The sequence below is a fragment of the Microbacterium proteolyticum genome (assembly GCF_014192415.1).
Lineage (GTDB): Bacteria > Actinomycetota > Actinomycetes > Actinomycetales > Microbacteriaceae > Microbacterium > Microbacterium proteolyticum.
The window spans coordinates 691,277-717,541 of sequence record NZ_JACHXY010000003.1 but is presented as its reverse complement, the minus strand read 5'-3'; the positions used below and the strand labels follow the sequence as shown (position 1 = coordinate 717,541).

At 71.3% G+C, this 26,265-nt stretch carries 24 protein-coding genes and 1 rRNA gene; 12 read left to right on the top strand and 13 right to left on the bottom strand.

Translation table 11 applies throughout. From position 1 onward, the window contains the following. Window positions 1–85: ribosomal RNA gene (gene rrf / locus FHS07_RS15500) — 5S ribosomal RNA — on the top strand; the annotation flags it as partial. Window positions 86–409: 324 nt separating this feature from the next. Here rrf and FHS07_RS15495 read toward each other — a convergent pair. Next, window positions 410–1,306 carry a hypothetical protein gene (locus FHS07_RS15495; protein ID WP_183420770.1) on the bottom strand — a complete coding sequence of 299 codons (897 nt, stop codon included), beginning with the start codon at window positions 1,304–1,306 and terminating at the stop codon, window positions 410–412. Between FHS07_RS15495 and FHS07_RS15490 the strand changes: the two genes are divergently transcribed. The 10 genes from FHS07_RS15490 to FHS07_RS15445 all read left to right on the top strand — a co-directional run bounded on the left by FHS07_RS15490 (window position 1,265) and on the right by FHS07_RS15445 (window position 11,976). Beyond that, window positions 1,265–2,104 carry a tetratricopeptide repeat protein gene (locus FHS07_RS15490; protein ID WP_246383621.1) on the top strand — a complete coding sequence of 280 codons (840 nt, stop codon included), beginning with the start codon at window positions 1,265–1,267 and terminating at the stop codon, window positions 2,102–2,104. The two genes, FHS07_RS15495 and FHS07_RS15490, sit on opposite strands and share 42 nt — an antisense overlap. Beyond that, entirely contained in the window at window positions 2,101–3,138 is a 1,038-nt protein-coding gene (locus FHS07_RS15485) for an HAD-IIA family hydrolase (RefSeq protein ID WP_425488162.1), read from the top strand. Before FHS07_RS15490 ends, FHS07_RS15485 begins: the two co-directional genes overlap by 4 nt. A gap of 19 nt (window positions 3,139–3,157) precedes the next feature. Continuing rightward, window positions 3,158–3,328 carry a hypothetical protein gene (locus tag FHS07_RS15480; protein ID WP_183420769.1) on the top strand — a complete coding sequence of 57 codons (171 nt, stop codon included), beginning with the start codon at window positions 3,158–3,160 and terminating at the stop codon, window positions 3,326–3,328. Further along, window positions 3,325–4,125 (top strand): SAM-dependent methyltransferase, encoded by an 801-nt coding sequence (locus FHS07_RS15475; RefSeq protein WP_183420768.1) that lies wholly within the window; start codon window positions 3,325–3,327, stop codon window positions 4,123–4,125. Before FHS07_RS15480 ends, FHS07_RS15475 begins: the two co-directional genes overlap by 4 nt. Further along, complete coding sequence (locus tag FHS07_RS15470) at window positions 4,122–5,042, top strand: NAD kinase (RefSeq protein WP_183420767.1); 921 nt, start codon at window positions 4,122–4,124, stop codon at window positions 5,040–5,042. The genes FHS07_RS15475 and FHS07_RS15470 overlap by 4 nt, the downstream gene beginning before the upstream one ends. Beyond that, window positions 5,039–6,736 carry a DNA repair protein RecN gene (recN, locus tag FHS07_RS15465; protein ID WP_183420766.1) on the top strand — a complete coding sequence of 566 codons (1,698 nt, stop codon included), beginning with the start codon at window positions 5,039–5,041 and terminating at the stop codon, window positions 6,734–6,736. The genes FHS07_RS15470 and recN overlap by 4 nt, the downstream gene beginning before the upstream one ends. A gap of 107 nt (window positions 6,737–6,843) precedes the next feature. Then, window positions 6,844–8,541, top strand: coding sequence for a CTP synthase (gene pyrG, locus FHS07_RS15460; protein WP_183420820.1), 1,698 nt, complete (start codon window positions 6,844–6,846; stop codon window positions 8,539–8,541). Between the two features lies 1 nt (window position 8,542). Then, a complete protein-coding gene (locus FHS07_RS15455) occupies window positions 8,543–9,121 on the top strand; it encodes an NUDIX domain-containing protein (RefSeq protein ID WP_183420765.1) in 579 nt (192 codons plus the stop codon). A gap of 1 nt (window position 9,122) precedes the next feature. Continuing rightward, the gene (xerD, locus tag FHS07_RS15450; protein ID WP_183420764.1) at window positions 9,123–10,052 is read left to right on the top strand and encodes a site-specific tyrosine recombinase XerD; all 930 of its coding nucleotides are present in this window, start codon (window positions 9,123–9,125) and stop codon (window positions 10,050–10,052) included. A 283-nt stretch (window positions 10,053–10,335) separates the two neighbouring features. Continuing rightward, the gene (locus FHS07_RS15445; RefSeq protein ID WP_183420763.1) at window positions 10,336–11,976 is read left to right on the top strand and encodes an ABC-F family ATP-binding cassette domain-containing protein; all 1,641 of its coding nucleotides are present in this window, start codon (window positions 10,336–10,338) and stop codon (window positions 11,974–11,976) included. A 90-nt stretch (window positions 11,977–12,066) separates the two neighbouring features. Here FHS07_RS15445 and FHS07_RS15440 read toward each other — a convergent pair whose 3' ends face one another. The 12 genes from FHS07_RS15440 to FHS07_RS15385 form a co-directional block, all read right to left on the bottom strand. Then, window positions 12,067–12,411: a helix-turn-helix domain-containing protein gene (locus FHS07_RS15440; protein ID WP_183420762.1), complete on the bottom strand. Its 345-nt coding sequence runs from the start codon at window positions 12,409–12,411 to the stop codon at window positions 12,067–12,069. Window positions 12,412–12,620: 209 nt separating this feature from the next. Next, window positions 12,621–14,171: a GMC family oxidoreductase gene (locus tag FHS07_RS15435; RefSeq protein WP_221189514.1), complete on the bottom strand. Its 1,551-nt coding sequence runs from the start codon at window positions 14,169–14,171 to the stop codon at window positions 12,621–12,623. Continuing rightward, a complete protein-coding gene (locus tag FHS07_RS15430) occupies window positions 14,168–15,562 on the bottom strand; it encodes an alpha/beta fold hydrolase (protein ID WP_183420761.1) in 1,395 nt (464 codons plus the stop codon). The genes FHS07_RS15435 and FHS07_RS15430 overlap by 4 nt, the downstream gene beginning before the upstream one ends. A 93-nt stretch (window positions 15,563–15,655) precedes the next feature. Further along, the gene (locus FHS07_RS15425; protein ID WP_183420760.1) at window positions 15,656–15,907 is read right to left on the bottom strand and encodes a hypothetical protein; all 252 of its coding nucleotides are present in this window, start codon (window positions 15,905–15,907) and stop codon (window positions 15,656–15,658) included. A 239-nt stretch (window positions 15,908–16,146) separates the two neighbouring features. Next, window positions 16,147–17,049 carry an SDR family oxidoreductase gene (locus FHS07_RS15420; RefSeq protein ID WP_183420759.1) on the bottom strand — a complete coding sequence of 301 codons (903 nt, stop codon included), beginning with the start codon at window positions 17,047–17,049 and terminating at the stop codon, window positions 16,147–16,149. Between the two features lie 9 nt (window positions 17,050–17,058). Then, complete coding sequence (locus FHS07_RS15415; protein WP_183420758.1) at window positions 17,059–18,171, bottom strand: glycosyltransferase family 4 protein; 1,113 nt, start codon at window positions 18,169–18,171, stop codon at window positions 17,059–17,061. Then, on the bottom strand, window positions 18,168–19,268 hold the full coding sequence (locus FHS07_RS15410) for a glycosyltransferase (RefSeq protein WP_183420757.1): 1,101 nt from the start codon (window positions 19,266–19,268) through the stop codon (window positions 18,168–18,170). The genes FHS07_RS15415 and FHS07_RS15410 overlap by 4 nt, the downstream gene beginning before the upstream one ends. Next, on the bottom strand, window positions 19,265–20,185 hold the full coding sequence (locus FHS07_RS15405) for an NAD-dependent epimerase/dehydratase family protein (protein ID WP_183420756.1): 921 nt from the start codon (window positions 20,183–20,185) through the stop codon (window positions 19,265–19,267). Before FHS07_RS15405 ends, FHS07_RS15410 begins: the two co-directional genes overlap by 4 nt. Window positions 20,186–20,528: 343 nt before the next feature. Then, window positions 20,529–21,683: a nucleotidyltransferase family protein gene (locus tag FHS07_RS15400; RefSeq protein WP_183420755.1), complete on the bottom strand. Its 1,155-nt coding sequence runs from the start codon at window positions 21,681–21,683 to the stop codon at window positions 20,529–20,531. A gap of 127 nt (window positions 21,684–21,810) precedes the next feature. Beyond that, window positions 21,811–22,806, bottom strand: a complete 996-nt coding sequence (locus tag FHS07_RS15395) for a LacI family DNA-binding transcriptional regulator (protein WP_183420754.1) — start codon at window positions 22,804–22,806, stop codon at window positions 21,811–21,813. A 233-nt stretch (window positions 22,807–23,039) separates the two neighbouring features. Next, window positions 23,040–24,194 (bottom strand): Gfo/Idh/MocA family protein, encoded by a 1,155-nt coding sequence (locus FHS07_RS15390; protein ID WP_183420753.1) that lies wholly within the window; start codon window positions 24,192–24,194, stop codon window positions 23,040–23,042. 91 nt (window positions 24,195–24,285) lie between these two features. Further along, complete coding sequence (locus FHS07_RS15385) at window positions 24,286–25,125, bottom strand: class I fructose-bisphosphate aldolase (protein WP_055960316.1); 840 nt, start codon at window positions 25,123–25,125, stop codon at window positions 24,286–24,288. A 96-nt stretch (window positions 25,126–25,221) separates the two neighbouring features. Between FHS07_RS15385 and FHS07_RS15380 the strand changes: the two genes are divergently transcribed. Continuing rightward, a complete protein-coding gene (locus tag FHS07_RS15380) occupies window positions 25,222–26,253 on the top strand; it encodes a DUF4432 family protein (RefSeq protein WP_183420752.1) in 1,032 nt (343 codons plus the stop codon). The last annotated feature ends 12 nt before the right edge of the window (window positions 26,254–26,265 follow it).

Below are 26,265 nucleotides of genomic sequence, written 5' to 3'. Positions count from 1 at the left end.
TCACATTCCGAACCCGGAAGCTAAGCCTCTCAGCGCCGATGGTACTGCAGGGGGGACCCTGTGGGAGAGTAGGACACCGCCGGACTTCCTTTAAGTCGAAATGGCCACCCAACGCTGGGTGGCCATTTCGCATTTACGGGCATAATTTCCCGGGGAGGTAGTCATGTCTACGGACGACACGAACGACCGCAGGAGCAACGAGGAGCGCTCGGGTGGGCGCGCGTCCGATGGTGGGCGGTCCTCTCAGGGCGGTGGCTTCGGGCCGCGTGGCGATCGGGCTCCTCGACGTGATGGTGACCGCCCTGTTCGCCGAGACGGTGATGGGCGTGCTTCGCGTCCGCAGACGGGTCGGCCGCAGCGGGACGGCGACCGTCCGTACGGGCGTGACAACGAGGGCAGGCCCTCTCGTTCAGGCGATGGTCGGCCGGCACGGCGTGACGGCAATGGCGCGGGTCGGCCCTCGCGCGATGGCGATCGTCCTTTCCGTCGTGACAGTGACTCGCGTCCGCCGCGGGAGGGGGATCGGCCTGTCCGTCGTGACAATGAGTCGCGCCCGCCGCGTGAGGGGGACCGCCCTTTCCGTCGCGATGGCGCGGGCTCCGGTCGTTCGGCGCGTGACGGCGATCGTCCCTTCCGTCGTGACAATGAGTCGCGTCCGCCGCGTGAGGGGGATCGTCCTTTCCGTCGCGATGGCGCGGGTTCCGGTCGTTCGGCGCGTGACGGCGATCGTCCCTTCCGTCGTGACAATGAGTCGCGTCCGCCGCGTGAGGGCGATCGTCCCTTCCGCCGTGACAACGACTCGCGTCCGCCGCGTGAGGGCGATCGTCCCTTCCGCCGTGACAACGACTCGCGTCCGCCGCGTGAGGGGGATCGTCCCTTCCGTCGCGATGGCGCGGGTTCCGGTCGTCCGGTGCGTGACGGCGATCGTCCCTTCCGTCGTGACAACGACTCGCGTCCGCCGCGGTCGGGTGACCGGCCCTTCCGCACGGACGGTGGTGGCGCCGGTCGTCCCCGTCGTGAGAGCGACGCACGCGGCTTCGCCGGTAACGACCGTCGGCCGTCTGGCGACCGTCGTCCGGGTGCGGGCGCTCCGCGCCGGTTCGACCGTGAGGACTCCCGCGCCACGCGCCCGCCCCAGGACCGACGGGAGCGTGGACCGGAGATCCCCGAGGAGGTCACCGCCTGGGACCTTCCCGGCGCAGCGCGAAACGAGCTCAAGACTCTGAGCAAGGACAACGCCGAGAACGTGGCGCGTCACCTCGCCATGGCGGCCCGTCTCATCGACGAAGAACCCGAGCTGGCGCACGAGCACGCGCTGGCGGCATCTCGGAGCGCGGGCCGTGTCGGCGTCGTCCGCGAGACCGTGGCGATCACCGCTTACGCGGTGGGCGACTTCGCCCTCGCGCTTCGGGAGCTCCGCACTCACCGCCGCATCACGGGCTCTGACGAACAGCTCCCGCTGATCGTGGACAGCGAGCGGGGCGTCGGTCGACCCGACCGGGCGCTCGAGGAAGGACGCGCCGTCGACCGGTCGACGCTGTCGGTTCCGGTACGCGTTCAGCTCGCGATCGCGATGTCGGGCGCGCGACTGGACCTCGGCCAGACCGAGCGCGCGCTGCAGGAGCTCGACATCCCCGAGGCCGACCCGGACCGCGCGTTCGAGTGGAGCCCGGCGCTGTTCTCCGCCCGAGCGGCCGTGCTCGAGGAGCTCGGACGCGACGACGAGGCCGCCGAGTGGGAACGACGCGCCCAGATCGCCTCCGAGGCCCTGGACGCGGCGTCGGGGGTCGCGGATCGCGAGGTGATCGTGGTCGAGGAGATCGAACTCATCGACGACCAGGGCGGTGTCGAGGTGGCATCCGGAGTCATTCCCGTGGATGACGTCGAGGACGGTGCCGCCCATGACGTGGACGTCGAGGACGGTGCCGCCCACGTTGAGGAAGAGGACGGTACGAGCCACGACGGGGACGTCGAGGACGGGGCCGTCGCGACGACGAGCGCCGACGGCGTCGTGGTGCGCGAACAGTACGGGGACGAGGGGTCCCAGGAACCTTCCTCGGGCGATGTCGACGTGCCGGCCGACGAGCGCGAGGGCGACCGGTGATCTTCGGACGCTCCAAGCAGGATGCGACCCCGCTCGACGGTATCGACGTCGTGCTCGCCGACCTCGACGGCGTCGTCTATGCCGGCCCGGGCGCCCTGCCGCACGCCGTCGACAGCCTCAACCGCGCCCAAGTCGAGGGGAAGCGTCTGGGGTACATCACCAACAACGCCTCTCGCACGGATGCCTCCGTGGCGGAGCATCTGTCGTCGTTGGGCCTTCGGGTGGAGGCGTCCGACGTCACGACGAGCCCGCAGGCCGCGATGCGCCTGATGAAGGACCTCGTGCCCGCCGGGTCGACGCTGCTCGTCATCGGCGGGGAGGGGCTCGTCGTCGAGGTCGAGAAGGCCGGGTTCGTGGTGACACGCAGCGCCGACGACGCACCGGCGGCCGTCGTCCAGGGCTTCGCCCCCGAGATCGGTTGGGCGCAGCTGGCCGAGGCCGCATACGCGCTCGCGACGCCGATCGAAGACGGGGGGATCCCGTGGGTCGCGACGAACACCGACTGGACGATTCCACAGGCCCGTGGCATCGCTCCGGGAAACGGCACTCTGGTGTCGGCTGTGCACACCGCTGTCGGCCGTCTCGCGACGATCGCCGGGAAGCCCGAACGCCCCATCTTCGATGTGGCGGTCACTCGGACGCGGGCCCAGGCGCCGCTCTTCATCGGTGATCGCCTCGACACGGACATCCAGGGGGCGCGTACCGCCGACATGCCGTCGGTGCTGGTGCTGACGGGGATCGATCGGCCGAAGCAGGTGCTCGCAGCCATCCCGTCTCAGCGCCCCGACTACATCGTCGAAGACCTGCGCCAGCTGTTCGAACCGTACCCGGCGACGATCGTGAAAGGCGCGCGTACGCGCGTGGGCGACGCGGTCGTGGAGATCGACGGCGTCGACCTGCGGATCGTGTCGCAGGGAGGCCGGCAGATCGACCTGCTGCGTGCGGGAGCCGCGGCCATCTGGAACTCGGGGCGCGCCATCTTCGGCTTCCGCGTACCGGAACAGCTGTACGCCGACCCCTTCCGCGTGCGCTGACGTCGGTAGCATGGCATCCATGTCGGACAGCACCGCCCCGGATGCCGCGCCCGAGCTGATCGACCGCGTGCGCCTGATCGAGGCGCAACCGCTCGACACCCGCGCAGAGGCCTATGCCGCGGTGCACGACGAACTCGCGCGACGACTCGCGTCGGCCCCGACCGACGCGTCGGTCGCGGCGCGGCCGTGAGCCCGCGCCTCGACGCCGAGCTCGCCGCCCGCGGGCTCGCGCGATCGCGCTCGCACGCCACCCAGCTCATCGCGGGGGGCCTCGTGAACGTCGACGGCCGTCCGGTGGTCAAAGCCGCCACTCAGGTCGACGAGTCGAGCGCGATCGAGGTGGCCGGAGCCGATCACTACGTCAGTCGCGGTGCCCACAAGCTGATCGCCGCTCTCGACGCGTTCCCCATCGCCGTCGACGGGCAGGTCGCGCTCGACCTCGGCGCGTCCACTGGGGGGTTCACCCAGGTGCTGCGCGAGCGCGGAGCACGTCCGGTCCTCGCCGTCGACGTCGGCCATGGGCAGTTGTCCACCGTCGTGGCATCCGATGCCGACGTCGTATCGGTGGAGGGGTATAACGTGCGGTTCATGACCGCCGACTCCCTCGCCGCCGCGACGGGCATCGAGACACGCCCCCGCGTGGTGACCGGCGATCTCTCGTTTATCTCGCTCACCCACGTGCTGCCCGCCGTCGTCGCCACCGCCGCGCCCGGCGCCGACGCGGTCCTCCTCATCAAGCCGCAGTTCGAGGTGGGCCGCACCGCGGTGAAGGGCGGACTGGTGACCGACCCGGCGCTCCGTTCCGACGCGGTGCACGCAGTGCTGTGGTCCGCGTGGGATGCGGGACTGCGCACCGCCGGTCTGATCGCGTCGCCGATCGTCGGAACCCACGGCAACCAGGAGTACGTCGCGTGGTTCTCGGCCACCCACGGCACCGACCCCTCAGAATGGGAGAGCACCGTGACCCGACTGACCGGAAGCCGATGACCCCCAGCGATCGCCGAATCCTCCTCGTCGTCCACGCGCGCCGTGATGACACCGTCCACGCGGCCGAGCGCATCATCACTGCGGTCCGCGCGGCGGGTGCGACTCCCGTCGTCTCGGCCGAAGACCGACCCGAGCTGGCCGCGCGACTCACGCTCGAGGGTGTGGCCACACTCGGTGTCGACGTGAGCATCGACGACGTCGAGCTCGCCATCGTGCTCGGCGGTGACGGCACGATTCTGCGCGCGGCCGAGATGGTGCGCGGCGGCACCGCGCCCATCCTGGGCATCAACATGGGGCACGTCGGCTTCCTCGCCGAGATCGAACGCGACGACATGGACGACGCCGTGCGTCGCGTGATAGCCCGCGACTACACGGTCGAGGAGCGCCTCGCCCTCGCCGTGAAGATCCAGGACGTCGACGACCGGGTCATCTTCGAGACGTGGGCCCTGAACGAGGCGACGGTCGAGAAGGCGAGCCGCGAGCGCATGCTCGAGGTCGTCATGGCCGTCGACGGGCGGCCCCTGTCGTCGTTCGGCTGCGACGGCGTCGTCATCTCGACTCCCACCGGCTCCACGGCCTACAACTTCTCCGCCGGGGGACCGATCGTCTGGCCCACGGTCGAGGCGATCGCCGTCGTCCCGCTGTCGGCGCACGCGCTCTTCGCCCGACCGCTCGTGGTCGGACCCGACGCGAGCGTCGCCGTCGAGGTTCTCGAGCGCACGAGCGGGAGCGGCATCCTATGGTGCGACGGAAGGCGATCGCACGAGCTGCCGCCCGGTGCGCGGGTCGTGGTGCGCCGGTCTTCGCGCCCTGTGCGTCTCGCGCGTCTGCACCCCGCTGTCTTCACCGAGCGTCTGGTGCGCAAGTTCCGCCTGCCCGTGACGGGCTGGCGCGGTATGCCGGGGGGTGCGGCGTGATCGAAGAGATGCGCCTGCGCGATCTCGGCGTCATCGCCGACGCGACCCTGCCCATCGGACGGGGGTTCACCGCGATCACCGGCGAGACCGGAGCGGGCAAGACCATGGTCGTCACCGGGCTCGGACTGCTGCTCGGCCAACGAGCCGACTCGGGCGCCGTGCGCAAGGGCGCGGCCCAGGCCGCGGTGGAGGGCGTCTGGATCGTCCCCGAGGACGGCCCGGTGGCGGCACGGGTGCGTGAGGCGGGCGGCGACGTCGAGCCCGTCGGCGGCGGATCCGCCGAGCTGTACTTGGGGCGCACGGTGTCGAGCGAAGGGCGCGGGCGCGCCACGGTAGGGGGCCGCACCGCACCCGCCGGCGTGCTCGCCGATCTCGCCGACGACCTCGTCGTCGTGCACGGGCAGTCCGACCAGCTGCGGCTGAAGTCGTCGTCGGCGCAGCGCGATGCGCTCGACCGTTTCGGAGGCGAACCGGTCGTCGCCGCACGCGCCGCCTATCGCGCAGCCTGGGACGCCTGGCGGACCCTGGACACCGAGCTGTCCACGCTCACCGCAGACCGCGACGACCGCGCACGCGAAGCCGAGCAGCTGCGGGCGGCCATCGCCGAGATCGAAGCCGCAGCCCCCGTCGCCGGGGAGGACGACGAACTCGCCCGCCGCGCTGATCGCCTCGCGAACGCCGAAGAACTGCGTCTGGCCGCCGACGCCGCGCACGCCGCCCTGTCGAACGACGACGGCACGCCCGATGTCGTATCCCTGTTGGCCGAGGCGCGTCGCGCTCTCGAGCGCATCGCGGGCAGCGACGCCGCACTCGCGGCCATCGGCGAACAGGTGGCCGACCTGGGGTACCGCGCCACGGACACCGCCGTCGCGCTGTCGGGATACCTCGCCGACCTCGACGAGTCGGGGCCCCACGAACTCGCCGCGGTCGACGAACGCCGCGGCGTGCTCGCCGGCCTCGCCCGAGCCCACGGATCGGTGGATGCCGCGATCGCCCTGCTCGCGACCGGATCGGCGCGATTGGTGGAACTGGACGACGACGGCGACCGTCTCGAACGTCTACAGACGCAGCGCGACGCCGCCACGGCGGAACTCGACGGCGCGGCCGATGCTCTGACCGCCATCCGTCGATCGGCTGCCGAACGGCTGGGGAAGGCGGTGACCGAGGAACTCCACGCGCTGGCCCTGCCCGACGCACACCTCACCGTCGACGTCGCCCCCGCACCCCCCGCCGGTCACGGCCGCGACGAGGTGTCGATCCTGCTCGCGCCCCACCCCGGGGCCGATCCCCGACCGGTGTCGCGCGGTGCCTCGGGTGGCGAGCTCAGTCGCGTGATGCTGGCCATCGAGGTCGTCATCGCCGGTGTCGACCCCGTGCCGACGTTCGTGTTCGACGAAGTCGACGCGGGCATCGGGGGAGCCGCGGCCATCGAGGTGGGGCGGCGTCTCGCGCGCCTCGCGGAATCCTCGCAAGTCATCGCCGTCACGCACCTCGCACAGGTGGCCGCCTTCGCCGGCAACCACCTGACGGTGGTCAAGGGCAATGACGGCGCGGTCACGGCATCCAGTGTCCGCCGCTTGGACGGCGCCGAGCGGGAGGCCGAGATGGCGCGGCTGCTGTCGGGCCTGAGCGACTCGGATGCGGCGCTGACCCACGCACGGGAGCTGCTGGAGACCGGTCGTGCGGTCGGCTGATCCGGCGATCGACCCGCGATCGTCATGATGCGGTGACGCGGATGTCGGAGGGTGGTGCCAGACTGCGAGACGACTCACCGACGCGACTGATAGGATCGAAGCCCGTGATGCAGACTTCGGACGCGGGACATTCAGACGGCAAAACCTTCACGACGAAGCACATCTTCGTGACCGGAGGAGTGGTCTCCTCCCTCGGAAAAGGCCTGACGGCGGCAAGCCTCGGCAACCTTCTCACGGCGCGCGGGCTGCGCGTCGTGATGCAGAAGCTCGATCCCTATCTCAACGTCGATCCGGGCACGATGAACCCGTTCCAGCACGGCGAGGTCTTCGTGACCGACGACGGCGCTGAGACCGACCTCGATATCGGACACTACGAACGCTTCCTCGACATCGAGCTCAGCCAGGCAGCCAACGTCACCACGGGCCAGATCTACTCGCAGGTCATCGCGCGCGAGCGTCGGGGCGAGTACCTGGGCGACACCGTGCAGGTCATCCCGCACATCACCGACGAGATCAAGCGCCGCATGCGTCTGCAGGCCACCGAGAGCCCTCAGCCCGACGTCATCATCACGGAGATCGGCGGCACGGTCGGCGACATCGAGTCGCAGCCCTTCATCGAGTCGGCGCGCCAGATCCGCCACGAGCTCGGTCGAAAGAACGTCTTCTTCGTGCACGTATCGCTCGTGCCGTTCATGGGCGCCTCGGGCGAGCAGAAGACGAAGCCGACGCAGCACTCCGTCGCGACTCTGCGCTCGATCGGCATCCAGCCCGACGCGCTCGTGCTGCGCAGCGATCGGCCCGTCACCGAGTCGAACAAGCGAAAGATCGCGCTCATGTGCGACGTCGACGAAGACGCCGTGGTCAACGCGGTCGACGTTCCGAGCATCTACGACATCCCATCGATGCTGAACGACCAGGGTCTCGACGCCCATATCGTCGACGCGCTCGATCTCGATATGGCGGCTGACGTCGACTGGTCGCGCTGGCAGCGCGTGCTGCAGGCCGTTCACAACCCGAAGCACGAGGTCACCATCGGCCTCGTCGGCAAGTACATCGACCTACCCGACGCCTACCTCTCGGTCACCGAGGCGATCAAGGCCGGTGGGTTCGGTCAAGAGACCCAGGTGAAGATCACCTGGATCCCCTCCGATCTGTGCGAGACGCCCGAGGGTGCGGCCAAAGCGCTGGGCGCGGTCGACGGCATCATCGTGCCCGGAGGCTTCGGCATCCGCGGCATCGAAGGCAAGCTCGGGGCGCTGCGATTCGCGCGCGAGCAGGGTATCCCCACGCTCGGGATCTGCCTCGGCCTGCAGTGCATGGTCATCGAGTACGCCCGGACGGTCGCGGGTCTCGAGGGCGCCTCGTCGAGCGAGTTCGACCCCGACACCGCGCACCCTGTCGTGGCGACGATGGCTGAGCAGGTCGACATCATCGAGAGCGGCGATCTCGGCGGAACGATGCGCCTGGGGCTGTACCCGGCCGACCTCTCCGACGGCTCCCTCGCCGCCGAGGTCTACGGCGCGAACCGCATCTCGGAGCGCCACCGCCACCGCTACGAGGTGAACAACGCCTACCGCCGGCAGCTCAGCGACGCGGGCCTGGTCTTCTCGGGGCTGAACCCCGACCTCGATCTCGTCGAGTTCGTCGAGCTTCCTCGCGACGTGCACCCGTACTACATCGCCACCCAGGCGCACCCCGAGCTGCGCTCGCGCCCGACCGAGCCGCACCCCCTGTTCCGTGGACTCGTGGCCGCAGCTCTCGAACGTCACCGCTCGAGCGAGCTGTTCGACGACGAGGAGGACTGACATGGAGGAGCTGCGCGACGAACGCGTCAACCTCGAGGTCGTCTCAAGCGACCTTGTCTACGAGGGTGCGGTGTGGGATGTCCGCAGCGACACCGTGCGCTACGGCGACGGTGAGATGACGCGGCAATACGTCGACCACCCGGGGGCAGCGGCCGTCGTGGCCATCGACGACGACGAGCGCGTCGTGCTCATCCAGCAGTACCGCCACCCCATCAAAGAGCGCGACTGGGAGATCCCAGCGGGGCTCCTCGACGTGACGGGCGAGCCGCCGCTGGAGACAGCGAAGCGCGAGCTCACCGAGGAGGTCGACCTCGAGGCCGACCGCTGGCAGCACCTGATCTCGATGCACACGACGCCCGGGGGCAACGACGAGATCGTGCACGTCTTCCTCGCTCGCGGGCTGCGGACGGTCGAGACCGACTACGAACGCGAGCACGAGGAGTCAGACATGCGTGTCGAGCGGGTGCTCCTGGCGGATGTGGTCGACGGTGTGCTGGCGGGGCGGCTGCGTAATGGCATCCTCGCGACCGGCGTGCTCGCCGCGGCCGAGGTGCTGCGCCGCGAGGCCGCCACTCACTGACGTGAAGCTCGAGCGCGCGGTCGAGACGTATCTCCGGCACGTCGCGCTGGAGCGCGGTCTCTCGGATCACACCGTCGCTGCGTATCGCCGCGACCTGGCGGTGTACGGAGAATGGCTGGGCGCGCGGGGCGTGACCGAGGTGGAAGCCGTCACGCCGGAGCTGGTCGCCGATTTCGCGGCCGAGCGGGCGTCGGCGGTCCCGGCGCCGGCATCTTCGTCGCTCGCGCGGCTGCAGTCGTCGGTGCGGGGCCTGCATCGCTTCCTCGTCCGCGAGGGGCGCGTCGAGGCCGACCCGAGCGGTCGTCTGCGCCCGCCCAAGGCCCCCCGTCGCCTGCCGAAAGCCCTGACCATCGCCCAGGTCGACGACCTGCTGGATGCCGCGGGTCCGGCGCCCGGGTCGGCCGACGCCTCGGCGGCGGAGCCGTCGGCCGTCCGCGATCGCGCTCTGCTCGAGCTGCTGTACGCGACCGGCGCCCGGGTGTCCGAGATCGTCCAGCTCGACGTCGACGACACCGCGCACGGCGACCTGTTGCGGGTAAGGGGCAAGGGCGACAAGGAACGCATCGTTCCCGTCGGCTCGTACGCGCGCGCGGCCGTCGAGGCCTACCTGGCGCGGGTGCGACCGGCCCTGGCCGCGAAGGGGCGCGCAACGCCCCGGCTGTTCCTCGGCGTGCGGGGAGCGCCGCTGTCGCGACAGAGCGCATGGCTCGTCATCCAGGCCGCGGCGGAGCGTGCGGGTCTCACCTCGCACGTGTCGCCGCACACGCTGCGACACTCCTTCGCCACCCACCTGCTGCAGGGCGGCGCCGATGTGCGCGTCGTGCAGGAACTTCTCGGGCACGCCTCGGTCGCGACGACGCAGATCTACACGCACGTCACCGTCGACGCGCTCCGCGACGTCTATGCGACGGCGCACCCGCGGGCGCGGTGAGCGGGGGGTTCGTGCTGTGAGGTGGGGCGGTCCTTTCGACAGGGTCGGTGACCTGCGCAGGGTCGGTTGCCCGCGCAGGGCCGGTGGCTGGGGCAGGGTCGGTGATCCGGGCGGGGTCGGTGGCTGGGGCAGGGTCGGTGATCCGGGCGGGGTCGGTGGCTGGAGGCGGTCTCATGCCCCGCTTCTGGTTCTGGGACCTGCCACGGGCTCAGGGGCCGTGCAGGTGCCCGGACTCCCGCGGCAGCGCGCGGGAGATGGCATCCGGGGCTGGAAGACTAGGGGCATGACCGCCACGCTCGTCGCCCAGAACCTCGCCGGCGGATACGGACACCGCACGCTGTTCGAGGGCGTCGACCTGACGGTCGCACCGGGGGATGTGATCGGCGTCGTCGGCGCGAACGGCGCGGGCAAATCGACGCTGCTCCGCCTGCTCGCCGGCGTCGACGAACCGCAGGGCGGATCGATCACCCTCGCGCCGTCGGACGCATTCGTCGGCTGGCTGCCGCAGGAGCACGAGCGCGTCGAGGGCGAGACCGTCGCCGCGTACATCGCGCGGCGCACCGGTGCTGCCGAGGCGACGCGCGAGATGAATGCCACCGCGGTGGCCCTCGGCGATCCCGACGCCGTGGGGGCCGACGACGCTTACGCAACGGCCCTCGAGCGGTGGCTCGCGAGCGGAGCGGCGGACCTCGATGAGCGGATGCCGCAGGTGCTCGCCGATCTCGGTCTCGACGTGGGGCCGGACGCGTTCATGACGGGCCTGTCGGGCGGACAGGCCGCCCGAGTGGGCCTCGCGGCGCTGCTGCTGTCGCGTTTCGACATCGCGCTGCTCGACGAGCCGACGAACGACCTCGACCTCGACGGCCTGGAGCGACTGGAGACGTTCGTGAGGGGCCTGAGGGGTGGCGTCGTCCTTGTGAGCCACGATCGCGAGTTCCTCGCCCGATCGGTCACCCGCGTGCTCGAGCTCGACCTCGCGCAGAACGCCCACCGCGTGTACGGCGGAGGCTACGACGCCTACCTCGAGGAGCGCGCAACGCTGCGCCGCCAGGCCCGTGAGAAGTACGAGGAGTTCGCCGAGACCAAGGCCGACCTCGTTTCACGCGCCCGCACGCAGCGGGAGTGGTCGAGTCAGGGTGTGCGCAACGCGATGAAGAAGGCACCCGACAACGACAAGATCCGTCGCAAGGCGTCTGTGGAGTCGAGCGAGAAGCAGGCGCAGAAGGTTCGGCAGATGGAGAGCCGCATCGCCCGCCTGGACGAGGTCGAGGAACCGCGCAAGGAATGGCAGCTCGAGTTCACCATCGGTTCGGCTCCGCGGTCGAGCTCGGTGGTGTCGACGTTGTCGGGCGCCGTCTTCCGTCAGGGCGACTTCACGCTCGGACCGGTCTCGTTGCAGGTGAACGCCGGGGAGCGGATCGGCATCACCGGTCCGAACGGTGCCGGCAAGTCGACGCTGCTGCGTGGCATCCTGGGCCGCCAGACGCCGGACGAGGGAACGGCGAGCATCGGGGCGAGCGTCGAGATCGGCGAGATCGACCAGGCCCGGTCGCTTCTGGTGGGCGAGCGACCACTCGCCGAGACATTCGAGGGTTTCGTGCCCGAGCTCACCGCCGGTGAGGTGCGGACGCTGCTGGCGAAGTTCGGGCTCAAGGCCGACCACGTCACGCGTCCCGTCGACGCGCTGTCGCCGGGGGAGCGCACGCGCGCGGGTCTCGCGCTCCTGCAGGCGCGCGGGGTGAACGTGCTCGTGCTCGACGAGCCGACCAACCACCTCGACCTTCCCGCGATCGAGCAGCTCGAGCAGGCGCTGGAGTCGTACACGGGCACGCTGCTGCTCGTGACGCACGACCGGCGCATGCTCGCGGCCGTGCAGACCGATCGGCGGTGGCGCGTCGAGGCCGGCGCGGTCAGCGAGCTGTAAGAGCCGTCGAGAAACGCCGTTCGCACGGCGAAACGCGATGACGAGGCGTTTCCCGCCGCGAGAAGCGTTTCTCGATGGGTGGGGCTGAGCTCAGCGGCCCTGACGCTTCTTGTACGGCTTCGGCTGTCCCTTGACGATCGGGGCGCGGCCCTTGCCCTTCGACGCCTTGGCCTTGCCACCCCCGGGTGCCTGCTGTTTCGCGGCGGGCGGCGGGGCGTCGGCGATGCGGTGGTGCGCCTCTTCGAGCAGCAGGCGGCCCGCGGGCGTGAGCTGCGTCGGCGGGGTGCGCGAGATGAGGGGCTGCCCCACCTCTTCTTCGAGCTTGTCGATCGTCGTGTACAGGGATGCCAGCGGAATGCGGAGCTTCTCAGCCGCGCGGGGGAAGTGCAGCTCCTCGGCGAGGGCCGCGAACCGGACGAGGTGCTCGAGCTTCATGGCATCCATTCTCCCGTGTGCGCAGCGCCGGTGTGGGCGCGGCATTCGCTCATCGCGCAGCGAGGGCACACGATCCGCGCGACATCACACCCTGGGGAGGCGCGGCCACCTGCGATCTCGCGCGGATCGTGTCGTCTCGCGACGCGGGTGACCCGGCGCAGCCGCCCCACCGCGCCGGGCCCGCCGCCGGACGGAGCGGCTGCGCCGGGTCAGGCGGCAGAGGACAGGAACCGGTCGGCGGTGCGCAGCGAGAGAGCCATGATCGTCAGCGCAGGGTTGGCAGCGATCGCGGAGGGGAAGACCGAGTTGTCGCAGATCCACAGGTTGGGGATCTCGTGCGAGCGCCCGTCCGCATCCACGACACCGTCTGACGGGTCGGCCGACATGCGACACGTGCCGATCGTGTGGGCGGTGCGGGCCAGCACCATCGTCTCGCGGGCGCCCGCCGCCTCCATCACCCGCAGCATGAACGCCGTCGCGTGGGAGTCCATCGCCTTCTCATTCGACCCCGCCGTGAAGGTCACCCGGGCACGGGGGATGCCGAACTCGTCGGCCTCGTCGACGAGGGTCAACCGGTTGTCGTCGGACGGGAGACACTCGCCGTTGATGCCGATGCCCGCCATGAACCGCGACTGGTCGAGCCGCTGCATCAGATCGGGGCCCCACAGCCCCCCGCCGCGCACGAGCGTCGTCGCGAAGGTGAGCGGCATGACGCCGAGGCTCTGAACGAGATAGCCACCGGCGAAGTCGGCGTCGGCCGGGCGCATCATGTCCTCGCTGATGAGCGACGACGGATAGCCGCGATGCCCGCGCACGGGTTCGTCGAAGCGGCCCCACACCTGCGTCGCACCGTGCGCAAGGAAGTTGCGCCCCACGTGGCCGTTGTCGTTGGCGAGGCCCGTGTGCAGCAGCAGGCGCGGTGTCTCGACCCCGCCGCCGGCGAGCACGAGCGACCGGCAACGCTGTCGCACATCGACACCGCCCTGGCGGTACACGACCGCGGAGACATGCCCGCGGGCGTCGAGCTCGATCGCGTGCACCATCGCCTCGGCGCGGATCTCGGCGCCGGCGGCGACGGCCGCGGGAAGGTAGGTGTTCGCCGTCGAGGCCTTGGCGTCCACGCGGCATCCCTGGTGGCACTCGCCGCAGTTCACGCATGCGCCGCGCTCTCCGTGGTGGTCCTGCAGCCGGGCACGGGTGAGGACGGCGGCGGGGGCGTCGGCCCAGCGGACTCCGAGAGCGTCGCAGCCTTTCGCGACGAGGTTCGCCGGCGCGTTGCGCTTCGCCGGGGCGTACGCGTACTTCCGGGACGGGTCCCACGGGTAGGGGGTGGGACCCGAGACGCCGATATCGCCCTCGACGCGCTCGACGTACGACAGCAGTTCGTCCGGGTCGAGGGGCCAATCGCGCCCCACGCCGGATTCGGTGCGAAGAGCGAGGTCGCGACGGTCGGGCCGCGGAGTGAACGCGCCCCAGTGCAGCATCGAACCGCCGACGCCGCGGCCGCTGTTGTTCGGCCCGAATGCGGTGGGGTCCTCGCCCCCGCTCAGGCGCTCCGACATCCAGTTGATCTCGACGGCCTCGGTCTCATCGGGGGTGAGGTCGTCGAGCGCGAAGTGACGGCCGGCCTCGATCGCGACGACGCTCAAGCCCTTCTTGGCCAGCTCGGACGTGAGGGGCGCACCTCCCGCGCCCGTCCCGATCACGACGACGTCGACGGTCTCTTCCGTGCCGAATGTCCGCATCTGCTCGAGGTTCATGCCGCATCTCCTGTCGTCACGGTGCCGCCGACACCGGCGGGCTCCCAGTCTTCGCGGCGGCCGAGCCGGAGCTCGACGTACCCGCGCAGGGGGCTGCTCCCGGTGGCGAAGCCGTCGTACCCGACGCGCGCCATGCTCGCCGGGTGCGCCAGCCAGTGGCGCACGAGGTCGTTGCGCGCGTCTTCGAGCCACGTCTGCAGCCGGGCCGCATCAAGGGGGCCATCGGCATCCGTCGTCCCCTCGATCGCGGCGCGGAGCACCTTCTCGCGCGCGGTCGGGTCGGTCGGCCAGACGCGGGAAAGGGTGTCGAGCCCGGCACGGTAGGCCTCGGGGTCGGGCGGCAGGTCGGCGTTGCGCCACCCGTCGCCCTCTCCGCGGGCGAGCTGCGCGTCGACCCGTGCAGCGAGATCGATGGGGGGACCGTCCTGCGGAACGACGAGGTCGGCGATCTCGCGGAGCAGCGTGAGCTGCGCGACGTCGAGCACGGCGGGGGCGTAGCCGCGGTCGTCGGGAACGGCTCGGAGGTTCAGGATGCCGCGCACGCGGGCATCCACGCGGTCACCCGCGATGAGCGCCGCCCAATCGGCCGGGATGACAGGGCCCGGGAGCACCTCGTCGTCGACGAAGTGCGCGATGGCCTCCGCGGCCTCGGAGGTCCGCTCGGACGGGATCAGGTGACCGGTGTCGTCGAGGGCGACGAAACGGGCACGCGGATAGACGGATGCCAGGAGGCCCGGCTGAGCGGCCGCGCCGAGGTCGGCGTCGTCGGTACCGGCCAGGACGAGGACGGGGAGATCGAGGGTGCCGACCTCGGCCGAGGCATCGATGCGGCTGCCGGTCTCGAGCCATGCCCGCCACGCGGCGGGGGCGGTGCGCCGCAGGTCGTCGCGGGCGGCCTCGTGAGCGTCGTGTTCCAGGGGCTCGGCGACGTTCTGGTCGATGAAGGTCTCGGCATCCTGCTCCGAGATCGGCCCGTCGTCGGCCCAGGACAGCATGCGCTCGCGGCGCTCCTCGTCCATCGGCTCGGGACGCGGGGGCGACGGCGCCATCAGCACCATGCCGGCGAGCCCGACCAACGGCGCCTGGCCGCGGAGGACACGGGACGCCACCAATGCCGCGATCTTGCCGCCCATGCTGTGCCCGCCGAGGATCCAGCGACCGCGCGCGTGCCGGGCGAGGTGCGTGATCACGTGGTCGACCGAGGCGTCGATCGATGAGTCGGATGCCGCTGCGAGCGAACCGAAGCCGGGGAGGTCGATGCCCTCGACGCGCACGCGGCCGTCGAGACGCTCGGCGAGGCGGTCGAAGGAGCGGGCGCTCGCTCCGAGCGCGTGCAGCAAGTAAAGGGTCGGGGGCGCCTCGTCAGTGATCTCGGCGGTGTCTTCGGGCATGCACTCACCGTTTCGCACGCGCCTGCCCGACGAGGGTCGGTTGCGGATCGACGCGATATGCGCAAGACCGTGAACGATGCCGGCCGGGACGGCTCAGCTGCCGCCGGCGACTCCCACGTACGGGGTGAGGATCGCGACGACGAGCACCCAGAATGCCAGGGCGACGAGCCCGATGCTCATCCCGACCGCGGCCGGTGTGTTGCGGTAGCCGGCCGCGCGCGACCGGCGCCACGCCACGAACGAGACGATGGAGCCCACGATCGTGACGAAGAAGGACAGGACGAGGCCGACGATGCCGAGGGTCCTACCGGGGTAGTCGACGCCGGATGGTGCGGTGTGGGTCATGAGGTGCTCCCGGAGGTGGCCGCGGTCCAGAACGCGGATGCCACGGAACGGTGCACGGCGGAACGCCCAGTATGTGCTTCGGCCGGAACCCGTCATCGCGCACGTTCGTCGCACAGGGCGCACGCGTGGGTCGGATCACCCGCCGTCTGGCCCGCCACGTGCGCCGACTCGCCCGTCGCCTCGTTCACGGCGAACGCCCCGAACCGAGCGGGCGGGCCGAGGCGTGCGGTGCGAGGGAATTACGGGGTGACCATGCCGCCGTTGACGTTCAGTGTTTCGCCCGAGACGTAGCTGGACTCCGCCGAGGCGAGGAACACGAACGCCGGGGCGATCTCGGCCGGCTGCCCCGCACGCTGATAGGTGCTCTCGTCGTCGAAGTGCTCCATCTGATCGTCGGACACGCCCTGACTCACCTGCAACGCCGACCAGGTGGGTCCGGGGGCGACGACGTTGACGCGGATGCCGCGTGAGGCGAGCTGCTGGGCGAGCCCCTTCGACAGATTGTTGATGGCGGCCTTGGTGGCGGCGTAGTCGAGCCGGTCGGGGGCGGGAACGTACGCCTCGAGCGACGCGGTGTTGATGATGGTGCCGCCCTCGGGCAGGTGCGCGAGCGCCGCCTTCGTGATCCAGAACGGTGCGAAGACGTTGGTGCGGAAAGTCGACTCGAACTGCTCGTCGCTGAGGTCTTCGACCTTGTCCACCATCACCTGCTTTCCGGCGTTGTTGACGACGATGTCGAGCCCGCCGAGCGCTTCCGCCGCGCGGGCGACGAGCTCGCGGCACGCCGCCGCCTCGGTGATGTCGAGTGCGATGGAGACGCCCGTGCGTCCGGCATCCCGGATCTGCTCGAGCACGTGGTCGGCGTCTCGCTGTTCGTCGGGAAGGTGCACGATCGCCACGTCGGCGCCCTCGCGGGCGAAGGCGATCGCGACCGCGCCGCCGATGCCCGAGTCGCCGCCGGTGACCAGGGCCTTGCGCCCGACCAGGCGCCCGAGACCGCGGTACGTCTTCTCGCCGAGGTCGGGAACAGGAGTCATGTCGGCCTGGACCCCGGGCTCGGGCTGATGCTGTACAGGCGGCTCGACGCGCGCATAGCGGGTGACGGGGTTGTCGAAAGTGAACTGGTCGCGATCGGAGGTCATGCCCCGACGCTAGGCACCCGGATGCCGTGAGACCTGGGCCTTGACGCGACCGGCCGCGGCAACGGTCAGGCTCGCCCGGGCCGTCAGCACGTCGTCGATCACGCCCGAGACTCGCTGCGCGGAGGCTCGCCACGAGAAGCGCTCGGCGTTGGCCAGGCCCGCGGCGACGAGGTGCGCACGCAGGGTCGGGTCGTCCACGACGCGCGACATGGCGTCGGCGAGATCGGCCTCGTCGAGGGGGTCGACGTAGACCGCCGAGGAGGCGAGCACCTCGGGCAGGGATGCCGCGCGCGCGGCGATCACCGGACATCCGCACTGCTGCGCTTCGAGCGGGGGGATGCCGAACCCCTCATAGAGGGAGGGGAAGACGAAGGCGATCGCGCCCCGGTACAGCGCCGTCAGCTCGTCGTCGTCGACGCGACCGAGGAAGCGCACCCGGGCGTGGGAGCCGTCGTAGCGCTGCCGCGAGAAGCTGTTCGTCTGGCTGCCGACCACGCGCAGCTCGATGTCGGGGTGCGTCTCGGCGAAGCGCTCGAACGCCGAGAGCATGCGCGCGAAATTCTTGTGCGCGTTGAGGGACGACACCGCCAGCAGGTAGGGGCGACCCGAGGCACCCTCGCCCGGATGGAAGCGGGCGTCGGCACCGTTGTGGACCACCGTGAACCGTGCGCGATCGACACCGAAGTGGTCGGCGATCTCGCCGCGAGAGAACTCGCTCACCGTCAGCAGACCGTCGCTGCGGGCGATCAGGCGCGGCACGACGATGCCGTAGACGGCGCGGAAACGACGACCGAAGCTCTCGGGATGCCGGATGTAGGTGATGTCGTGGTGCGTGGAGATCTGCGGGCGGTACCACGCCGGCCCCGTGCTCGCGAGGTTGAGCAGGAGCTCGCGACGGCGTCGGGCGAACAGTGGCAGATCGAGCTGCTCCCACGCGTGACCGCGGGTGCGGCCGACCCGCACGATGCGGGCGGGGTCGAGCCCGGCCGTATCGACCGCGCCCGGCGGAACGGCCAGGGTCACGTCGTCGCGGAGCACGAGGAGTTCGCGCGCGATCTCGGTGGCGAAGCGCTGGATGCCGGTGGTGTGCTGCGTGAGGAAGCGGGCGTTGACGAGGGTCATCGCGACGTCCGCTCCCGCGGGGCGAGGCCCGCGGCGTAGAGGGCGAGCGAGTCCTCGCCGACCCGGTCGTCGGTGAGCGTGCGTCGTGCCCGGTCGAGCGCGGCCGCGGACATGCGCTCGCGGAGCCCGGCGTCGTCCAGGAGAAGGGCGGTGGCGGCGATGAGTCCCTCGTCGGTGCCGCGGACGAACCCGGTGACCCCGTCATCGACCGCGTCGCGATTGCCGACGACGTCGGAGACCACGGCGGGCAGGCCCTGCGCCTGCGCCTGGATGAGCGACAGCGACATGCCCTCCCACAGGGAGGGGAACAGCAGCACATCGAGCCCGTCGATGCACGCGGCCAGCTCCTGGGGGGAAACCCAGCCGGTCACGCGCACCGGAGCGTCGGCGAACCATCTCGTCTCGTCGTCGGGCGCGCCTGCGCCGACCCAGACGAAGTCGGCGCGGTCGTCGAGCGCCCGGGCGGCGGCGGCGAAGCGCCAGGGGGCCTTCTGAAAGGTGACTCGGCCCACCATGCCCACCACCGGTCGCCGCATACGGTCGGGGCGTCGCGGACGCCGCGCGACGGTGTCGGAGGCGACACCGGTCTGCAGCTGGTGCGCGCGCCGGGGAGCGAGGGTCGACTGCGCCAGCGCGAACTCCGACGGCGACGTGAGGATGAGCGTGGAGTGGCGGGCGAGGCGTCGCTCGGCCAGGCGGAGCGCGGCGCGGACCACGGGGGGCAGGTCGAGCCGCAGGAAGGCGAAACCGTGCGGCGAGTAGAAGACCGTGGAGGGGTCGCGTCGCCGGCTGAGCGCCTGCCGGACGATCGCCCCCGCGAAACTCGAGTGCGCGTGCACCACGTCGAGGTCGCCGACGTCGCGCATCGCGCGGTGGAGCGCCCGGAGGTCGCCGAGCCGCGTGCCCGTGGACAGCCGGGTCAGGATGACGTCCGGGTGGAAGCGCGCGCGCAGCGCCTCGTCGGACGGGGTCTCGGGACGCGGGAGGAACAGCACGCGCACCTCGGCGCCGGCCTCGGCCTGGCGGCGCGAGATGCTGTCGACGACGCTGAGGACGCCGCTCCCCATCGCCTCGGTCACGTGCAGCACGCGCATCATGCGGTCGTCATCTCCATCCAGGTACGGGCGATGCCCTCGGTCAGGGACAGGTCGTCGTCGGCGCCGAACTCGTCGACGAAGCGGGCGACGTCGAGCACGACGTGGTCGACGAAGGTCGCGGGCTTGGGGGCCGTGCGCACCGGGAAGTCGCGGCCCACGACGTCTCGGACGGTCGCGAGCACCTCCGCCACCGACGTGCCCTCACCGCTGCCGAGGTTGTACACGCGGTGTCGGGGCTCGGCATCCACCATCCGCAGGATGCGTCGGATGAGATCGTCGACGTGGATGTAGTCGCGGATCATCGACCCGTCGCCCAGTTGCACGATCGGCTCCGCGCGCAGGATGCGGTTGAGGGTGATCGGGATGACGCCCTGCCGTTTCGACGGGTTCGCGTTCGCCCCGTACGGGTTCGAGATGCGGAGCGAGACGGCGGCGAGCCCGGCGGTCGCCGCGTAGTAGTCGATGTACCTCTCGACCGTGAGCTTGCCGATGCCGTAGGGCGAGACGGGGGCGGCGGGGGTGTCTTCGACGAACGTCGCGCCGGGCTGAGGACCGTAGATCGCCCCGCCGCTGGAGGCGTAGAAGAGGCGCCGGATGCCGGCGCGGGCGCACAGCGCGAGCAGCTCGACGCTCTGCTGGACGTTCGTGCGCAAATCGATGGTGGGGTCCGCATCGACGGTGGCCGGCGTGGTCGTGGACAGGAAGTGGAAGACGTACTCCTGGCCGGCGACGGCGGCGGCGAGGTCGGCGACGCTGAGGAAGTCGCCGGGGACGATGGTGAGGTCGGTGGACGAGAAGGCGCGCGTACCGCGGCTGAAGCGATCGAATGCGGTCACCTCGTGGCCGGACGCGACCAGGGCGTCGGTGAGGCGGGACCCGAGGAAGCCGTTGGCCCCGATGACCAGGCAGCGCGCCATCAGAGGGGGCGGCGAGGACGGGCGGTCGGGGGCATCGGATCCTCTCGGGGGGAGGCGACATCGCGCGGGTGGGGGCGCGGGTCGGCGATCGGAGGAGCGCGCCGGGTGCTCGCTCACGACTCCGAGTGCGCCACGATGCCCGTCGCAGCGACCGCGATCATGCGGTGGCGTGCGGGAGTGCGGCGGGTGAAGGACACCGCGGTTCGCACACGAACGCATCCCCGCGGGTGGCGCCGCTCCCCGGTTCTTCGGCGCACGCCATCGGCTCGCCGCGAGTGTTCACCACCGGCCTCGCCTCCTTGCGCGGAGTCGTCACCCGGGAGAGCGGGTCGAGGTGCGCGGGTCAGCGCCGCCGCCGCGCCCAGTCGCGGATGCCGCGCCCGAGGCGGATCCACCGCGCTCGCCGCGGGGTCGTGGCGGGGTGACCCGCGTGGCGGGCGGACGCCAGTGCGACGTCGTCGGGCGGCCACACGAACCGCAGGATCAGTCGAGCCCGCACCGGCCAGGACACCGCGCGAATCGCCATCCAATAGGCCCGGACGCGGTCGGGCTGCTGGCGCCACTCCCAATCGCGTGGGGTGCCCGCGGCATCCGCGTCGAGACTGCCGGGTTCGGCGAGAGGCTCGAGCTCGTGACGCAGTGCCGGGACGGCGCCCAGTTCCCTCGCCCGCGCGACGCTGCCCTCGGCGCGTGAGAAGAAGGCGCGGGCGGAGGCCGAGACGGCGGGGGTGCGCGGGCCCGCGCCGATCACGGGACGGACCGCGTGCAACGCCGCCAGCACGGCGTGCGTGGCGGGAGCGGGGACGAGCACGTCGACGCCGCCGAAGCGCAGGGGGACGGCGTCGCGGAGCACGAGCGCGAAAGCCCGCTCGTCGTCGAGTGCCAGCCCGGGAAAGCGCCGGTGGACATCGATCTCGCACCCCCATCGCCGGGGAGTGAGCGTCGCCGTGTGATGGATCGTCGTGCCGAGCCAGGGGTCGGGCGCGCGGTCCCAGCCCCACGGGAGGAGCGCGTCAGCCAACTCGTCGAGGCGTGCGGGATCGCACCACAGGTCGACATCGCCCGAGTGCTCGCGTTCGCGCAGCCCCTGCAGGCGCAGGGCCGGGCCCTTGGTGAACACGCACGCGATGCCCTGGTGCGACGCCACACGGGCGACGAGGGCGTAGACGAGTTCATGCAGCGGTGACGAGAGCGTCGGCGGCTGCAGGTCGGTGATCTGCGCCGGGTGCGATGCCGCCACCGTGACCAGGCCGAGATCGCTCAGGTGCGCCAGGATGCCGTTCTCTTCGGGCGTGAACGACGCCGGTGCCGCGGGGGCGGAGGCGATGAGTCCTCGCCAGAGGGCCGCGCCCTCGCCGACGAGGCACAGGGCCTCGCCCGGCCGCGTCGGCAGCACCAGCACGTCGGCGCCGGCGGCGAAGTCGTCGGAGCCACTGACATCGAGCGCGCCGTAGGCGATCGGGATCCACCCGTGGCCGGGTGGGACGGGGTTGCGCATAGATGACCTCGGGGGACGGCGAATGACCTCTCAGTCTTGCCGTCTCACCGGTGCCGCCGGAGCGAGGGCGCCGGATCGGCCCCTCCGAATCACCCGCGTTGGGGCGGATCTCACCCGCCCGGGACGATCAGCCGATGCCGCCCCGGTCGACCAGACGCGTGGGGACCAGGTGCGTGTGGGAACCCGTCGCCGGCGTGGCGGCACGGGCCAGCAGTGTCTCCGCCGCGCGGGACCCGAGATCGGCGACGTCGTAGTCGACGATGCGGATGCGGCGGGGCAGCAGACGCGACAGCTCGAAGTCGTCGAAGCCTGCGACCGCGACGTCGGCGCCGCGCGGGAGGATCGCCTCGAGGGCTCCGATCGTGATGCGGTTGTTCGCGCAGAAGACGGCCGTGGGGGCGCCATCGCCGTCGAGCAGCCGTCGCATCGCATCGCGGGCCGTGGCCGGGGTGTGAAGGCCGTCGACCACCAGCGCCGGATCGGGGGTCCGGCCCGCGGCGGCGAAGGCCTCTTCGACGCCCGCCCACCGCTGGGACATCGTGTAAATACTGCGGCGGTCCAGCAGCACGGCGATGCGGCGGTGTCCGGCGGCGAGCATCTCGGCCACGGCCGCCCGCGCGCCCCCGCGGTTGTCGAGCAGGATCGCGTCGGCCGGGATGCCGCTACCGGGGCGGTCGAGGAAGACCACGGGGGTGCCCAGCTCGACCTCGCGGGCCAGGTAGGCGTGGTCGTCGGCGGTGGGCACCACGATGAGACCCCCCACCTGGCGCTGGCACAGATCGAGCGCGAGGGAGCGCTCGATGTCGGCATCCTCTTCGCTGGAGGCCATGACGAGGTGCATGCGCTCTCGCGCGGCGACCGTGGAGACGGCGGCGGCGATGGCCATGTAGAAGGTGTTCGACAGATCGGCGGCGATGAAACCGATGGTGTCGCGGCTGCCGGAGCGGAGGCTCGCGGCGAGGGCGTTGCGGTGATAGCCGAGGCGCTGCACGGCGGCGACGACCCGCTCGGCCATGCCCGGATCGACGTTGGGTTCGCCGTTGATGACGCGGGAGACGGTCTTCAGGCTCACGCCGGCGTCGGCGGCGACGTCGATCATCGTGGGCCGGCCGGTCTTGCGCATGGGTCTCCTCGGATGCCGTCGGGTGCGGCGTCCTCCGAGCATAGGGAGGCGAGCGGGATGCGGAGGAAATGCGGCGAAACGTGCCCCGCGGCGCGGCGCTCAGCCCCGGTTCGGGGCGCGTTCTGCCCTTTGGGGCGGTTGAGGTGCGCCCCGAACGGCGGATCGCGCCCCGAACCAGGAACACCACGGGGAGCGGGTGCGCCGACGGAAGGGCGACGCACCCGCGGGTCCGCTCACACCTCGGGGGCGACGAACGTCCCGTTCTCGTGCGACGCGATCGCGGCGGCGAAGAGGCGGTGCGTCAGCGCGGCCTCCTCGGGGCGGACGCAGCCGAAGCCCTCGCCCAGCTCGCCCACGTACTCGGCGAGGAAGGCCGCCCACATCTGCAGGATGGCATCCGAGAATCCCGACTCGAAGTTCGGGCCCGTCACCGTCGGCCACACCGACTGACTGCCGGCGTCGATCCTCTGCCAGCTCTGTTCGCGGCCGACCCCGGGCACGTCGATGAAGGCGAAGACCTGCACTTCCTTGGGGTTCTTGGTGCTGAAGCGCACGCCACCCGACATGCCGATGGCCTCGAACTCCCACGTGTTCTTCTGCCCCGGCGCGATGCGCTTGGTCTCTGTCGTCAGCGGGAAGGGCGCGTCGTCGTGGCGGGCCCACGAGTGGATGACGGCGTTGTCCCACGTGTCGCACGGCTGCAGGGTGCCGTCGGGGCCGGGGCGCTCGGTGACGACGTCCTGCAGGATGCCGACGACCTTCTCGGGCGTCCACCCCAGGCGCAGCGGCACGTGCCACGTGTGCATGCCGAGGTCGTTGAGTACGCCCGCGTCGCCGCAGAACTGCTTCTGCCGCTTCCAGTTGAGCGGCTTGTCCACGTCGATGTCACTGGCGTGGAGGAACGTGCATTTCGCCTCGACGATGCGGCCGAGGGCGCCCGACTTCACGTAGTCGACGGCCCACTGCGCACCGGGGAAGAACGGCATCTCGCTCGAGACGCGCACGAACGAACCGGCCGTCTCGTCGATGGCGGCGACGACCGCGTCGGCGGCGGCGCGGTCGATGCCGAACGGCTTCTCGGCCAGCAGCGCCTTGCCGGCGCGGATGGTGTCGACGTACAGACGCTCGTGCAGATCGTGGCGCACCGCGATGTAGACGACGTCGACGCGCGGGTCGGCGAGGAGCTCGTGGTGATCGGTCGTGGTCAGCTGCACGGTGTCGATGCGCTCGAAGAACTCGAGGGCGGCCGGGTTGATGTCGCACACGGCGACGAGCTCGGGCTCGGCCGGATGATCGATGAGCGCCGGCCAGCGGCGCAGGGCCGCGGCGATCTCGCGGCCCATGAGACCGCCCCCGATGATGCCGATTCCGACCTTCTTGCCGGTCATTCCTGGTCTCCTTCGCGAGTGGCGGGGGTCGTGGCGTGGGCGTCGGCGGTCGTGGCGGCGAGGCTGCGGGAGGCCGGGATTCCGACCGGGCTCACGCGGCACCGCCGATGAGGGCGAGGGCGTCGTCGACGGAGGCGTCGTCGTGGACGACGGCCATCAGGGCCGCGGTGATGCCGGCGGGGTCGTGGTGCTGGATGACGTTGCGGCCGTAGACGATGCCGCGCGCGCCCTGCTCGAGCACGGCCCGGGTGCGCTCGAGGAGCGTGCGGTCGTCGACACGGCCTCCGCCGCGGACGAGGAGGGGTGTGTCGCCCGCCGCCTGGATGACCCGGTGGTACTCGGTGATGTCGTCGGTGGGGTCGGCCTTGATGAGGTCGGCGCCGAGCTCGCGTGCCTGGCGGACGAGGGTGACGATCTTGGCGGTGTCGCCGTCGACCCCGTAGCCGCCGGTGCCGGGCTTGGTCTGCATGACCAGCGGCTCGATCATCAGCGGCATCCCGTAGCGCTCGGCGTCGGTGCGCAGGGCGAGGATCGAGCGGATGCACTGCTCGCGCACCTGCGGTTCGCCGGGCAGGTCGAGCAGGTTCACGCACACGGCGACCGCGTCGAGGCGGACGGCGACCTCGATGGCATCCGGAACGTGGATGCTGTGCAGCGGGGATTCGAGCGGGTCGCCGTAGACGTTGGCGATGTCGGTGCGCAGGACCAGTCCGGGCTTCTGCTTGCCGGGGACCGACTGCAGGAGCGGTGCCTGGCCGAGGGTGAGCTGGACGGCGTCGGGGCCGGCGTCGACGAGCGTCGCGACGGTCTTCGCCATGTCTTCGATGCCGGTGAGGAAGTTGTGCTCGTGGAAGGCGCCGTGGTCGACGGCGACATCGAGCGCGCGGCCGGACTTCGCATTGAAAAGGCGGTGGAGGCGGGGTTTCGACATGGGGTATGGGTCTCCGAGACGTCGGTGTCGAGGCGCTGCTCTGCGCTCGACGGTCAGTATGCGGGTCACGAGACAACGTTGTCAATCACTGCTAGCGTGAGCCGCGCAACGGCGAGGAAGGCGGGGCTCATGGGCGAGCTGTACGGATCGACGGTCGACGAGGTGCGACGGCGCACGGGCTCGCTCGCGCAGGTGGCGAGCGTGGAGGCATCGGTGCGCACCGATGGACCGGATGCCGGCACCCGGCGTCTGCGGCTGATCGCGGGCGAACTCGAGGTTGAGCTGCTGCCCGATCGCGGGCTCGACATCGGGCAGGTGCGTCACCGTGGGGTGCCGCTGGCCTGGGTGTCGCCGACAGGGTGGCCACGACCGGGCGTCGGAGGATTCGGAGCCTCGTTCGGCGGCGGGCTCGTCACCACCTGCGGACTCTTGTCGTTCGGCCCGCCCTCGGTCGACGCCGAGGGGGAGCATCCCCAGCACGGACGGTACAGCGGGCTCGCGGCATCCGTCACCCGGGCGGAGGTCGGCGACGACGCCGTGGTCGTGGAGGCGACGGTCGTGGAGGCGACCGTGCTCGGCGCGCATCTCGAACTTCGGCGGCGCGTGCGCCTGCCGTTCGGGGCGGGACGCATCGAACTGCGCGACGAGATCACGAACCGCGGCTCGCGGGCGGTGGAGCCGATGGTGCTGTACCACGTCAACCTCGGCTGGCCGGTGGTCGATGCGGGCTCCGTGCTGCGCTCGCCGGCGGAACGGGTGCGTGCCCGCGACGCGGCGGCCGAGGCGGGATGGGCTTCGTGGGAGGAGTTCCCCGAGCCGGTCGCCCAGTACCCCGAACAGGTGTTCGCGCACGAGCTGCCCGCCGATCGCCCGGTCGCGGCCGAGGTGATCTCGCGGTCGGGGCTCGGCATCCGGATCTCGTTCGACACCGCGGTGCTGCCGGGGATGTTCCAGTGGCGGGTGGCGCAGGAGGGCGCGGTCGTGCTCGGTGTGGAGCCGGCGACGGCGGCGACGATCCTCGGGCGCGCCGACGCGCGGGCGGGAGGACTCCTGCGTGAGCTCGGGCCGGGATCGGCGTGGGAGCTAGGCCTCGACATCGATGTCATCCGAGACGGATCCGTGACTTGACAACGTTGTCCC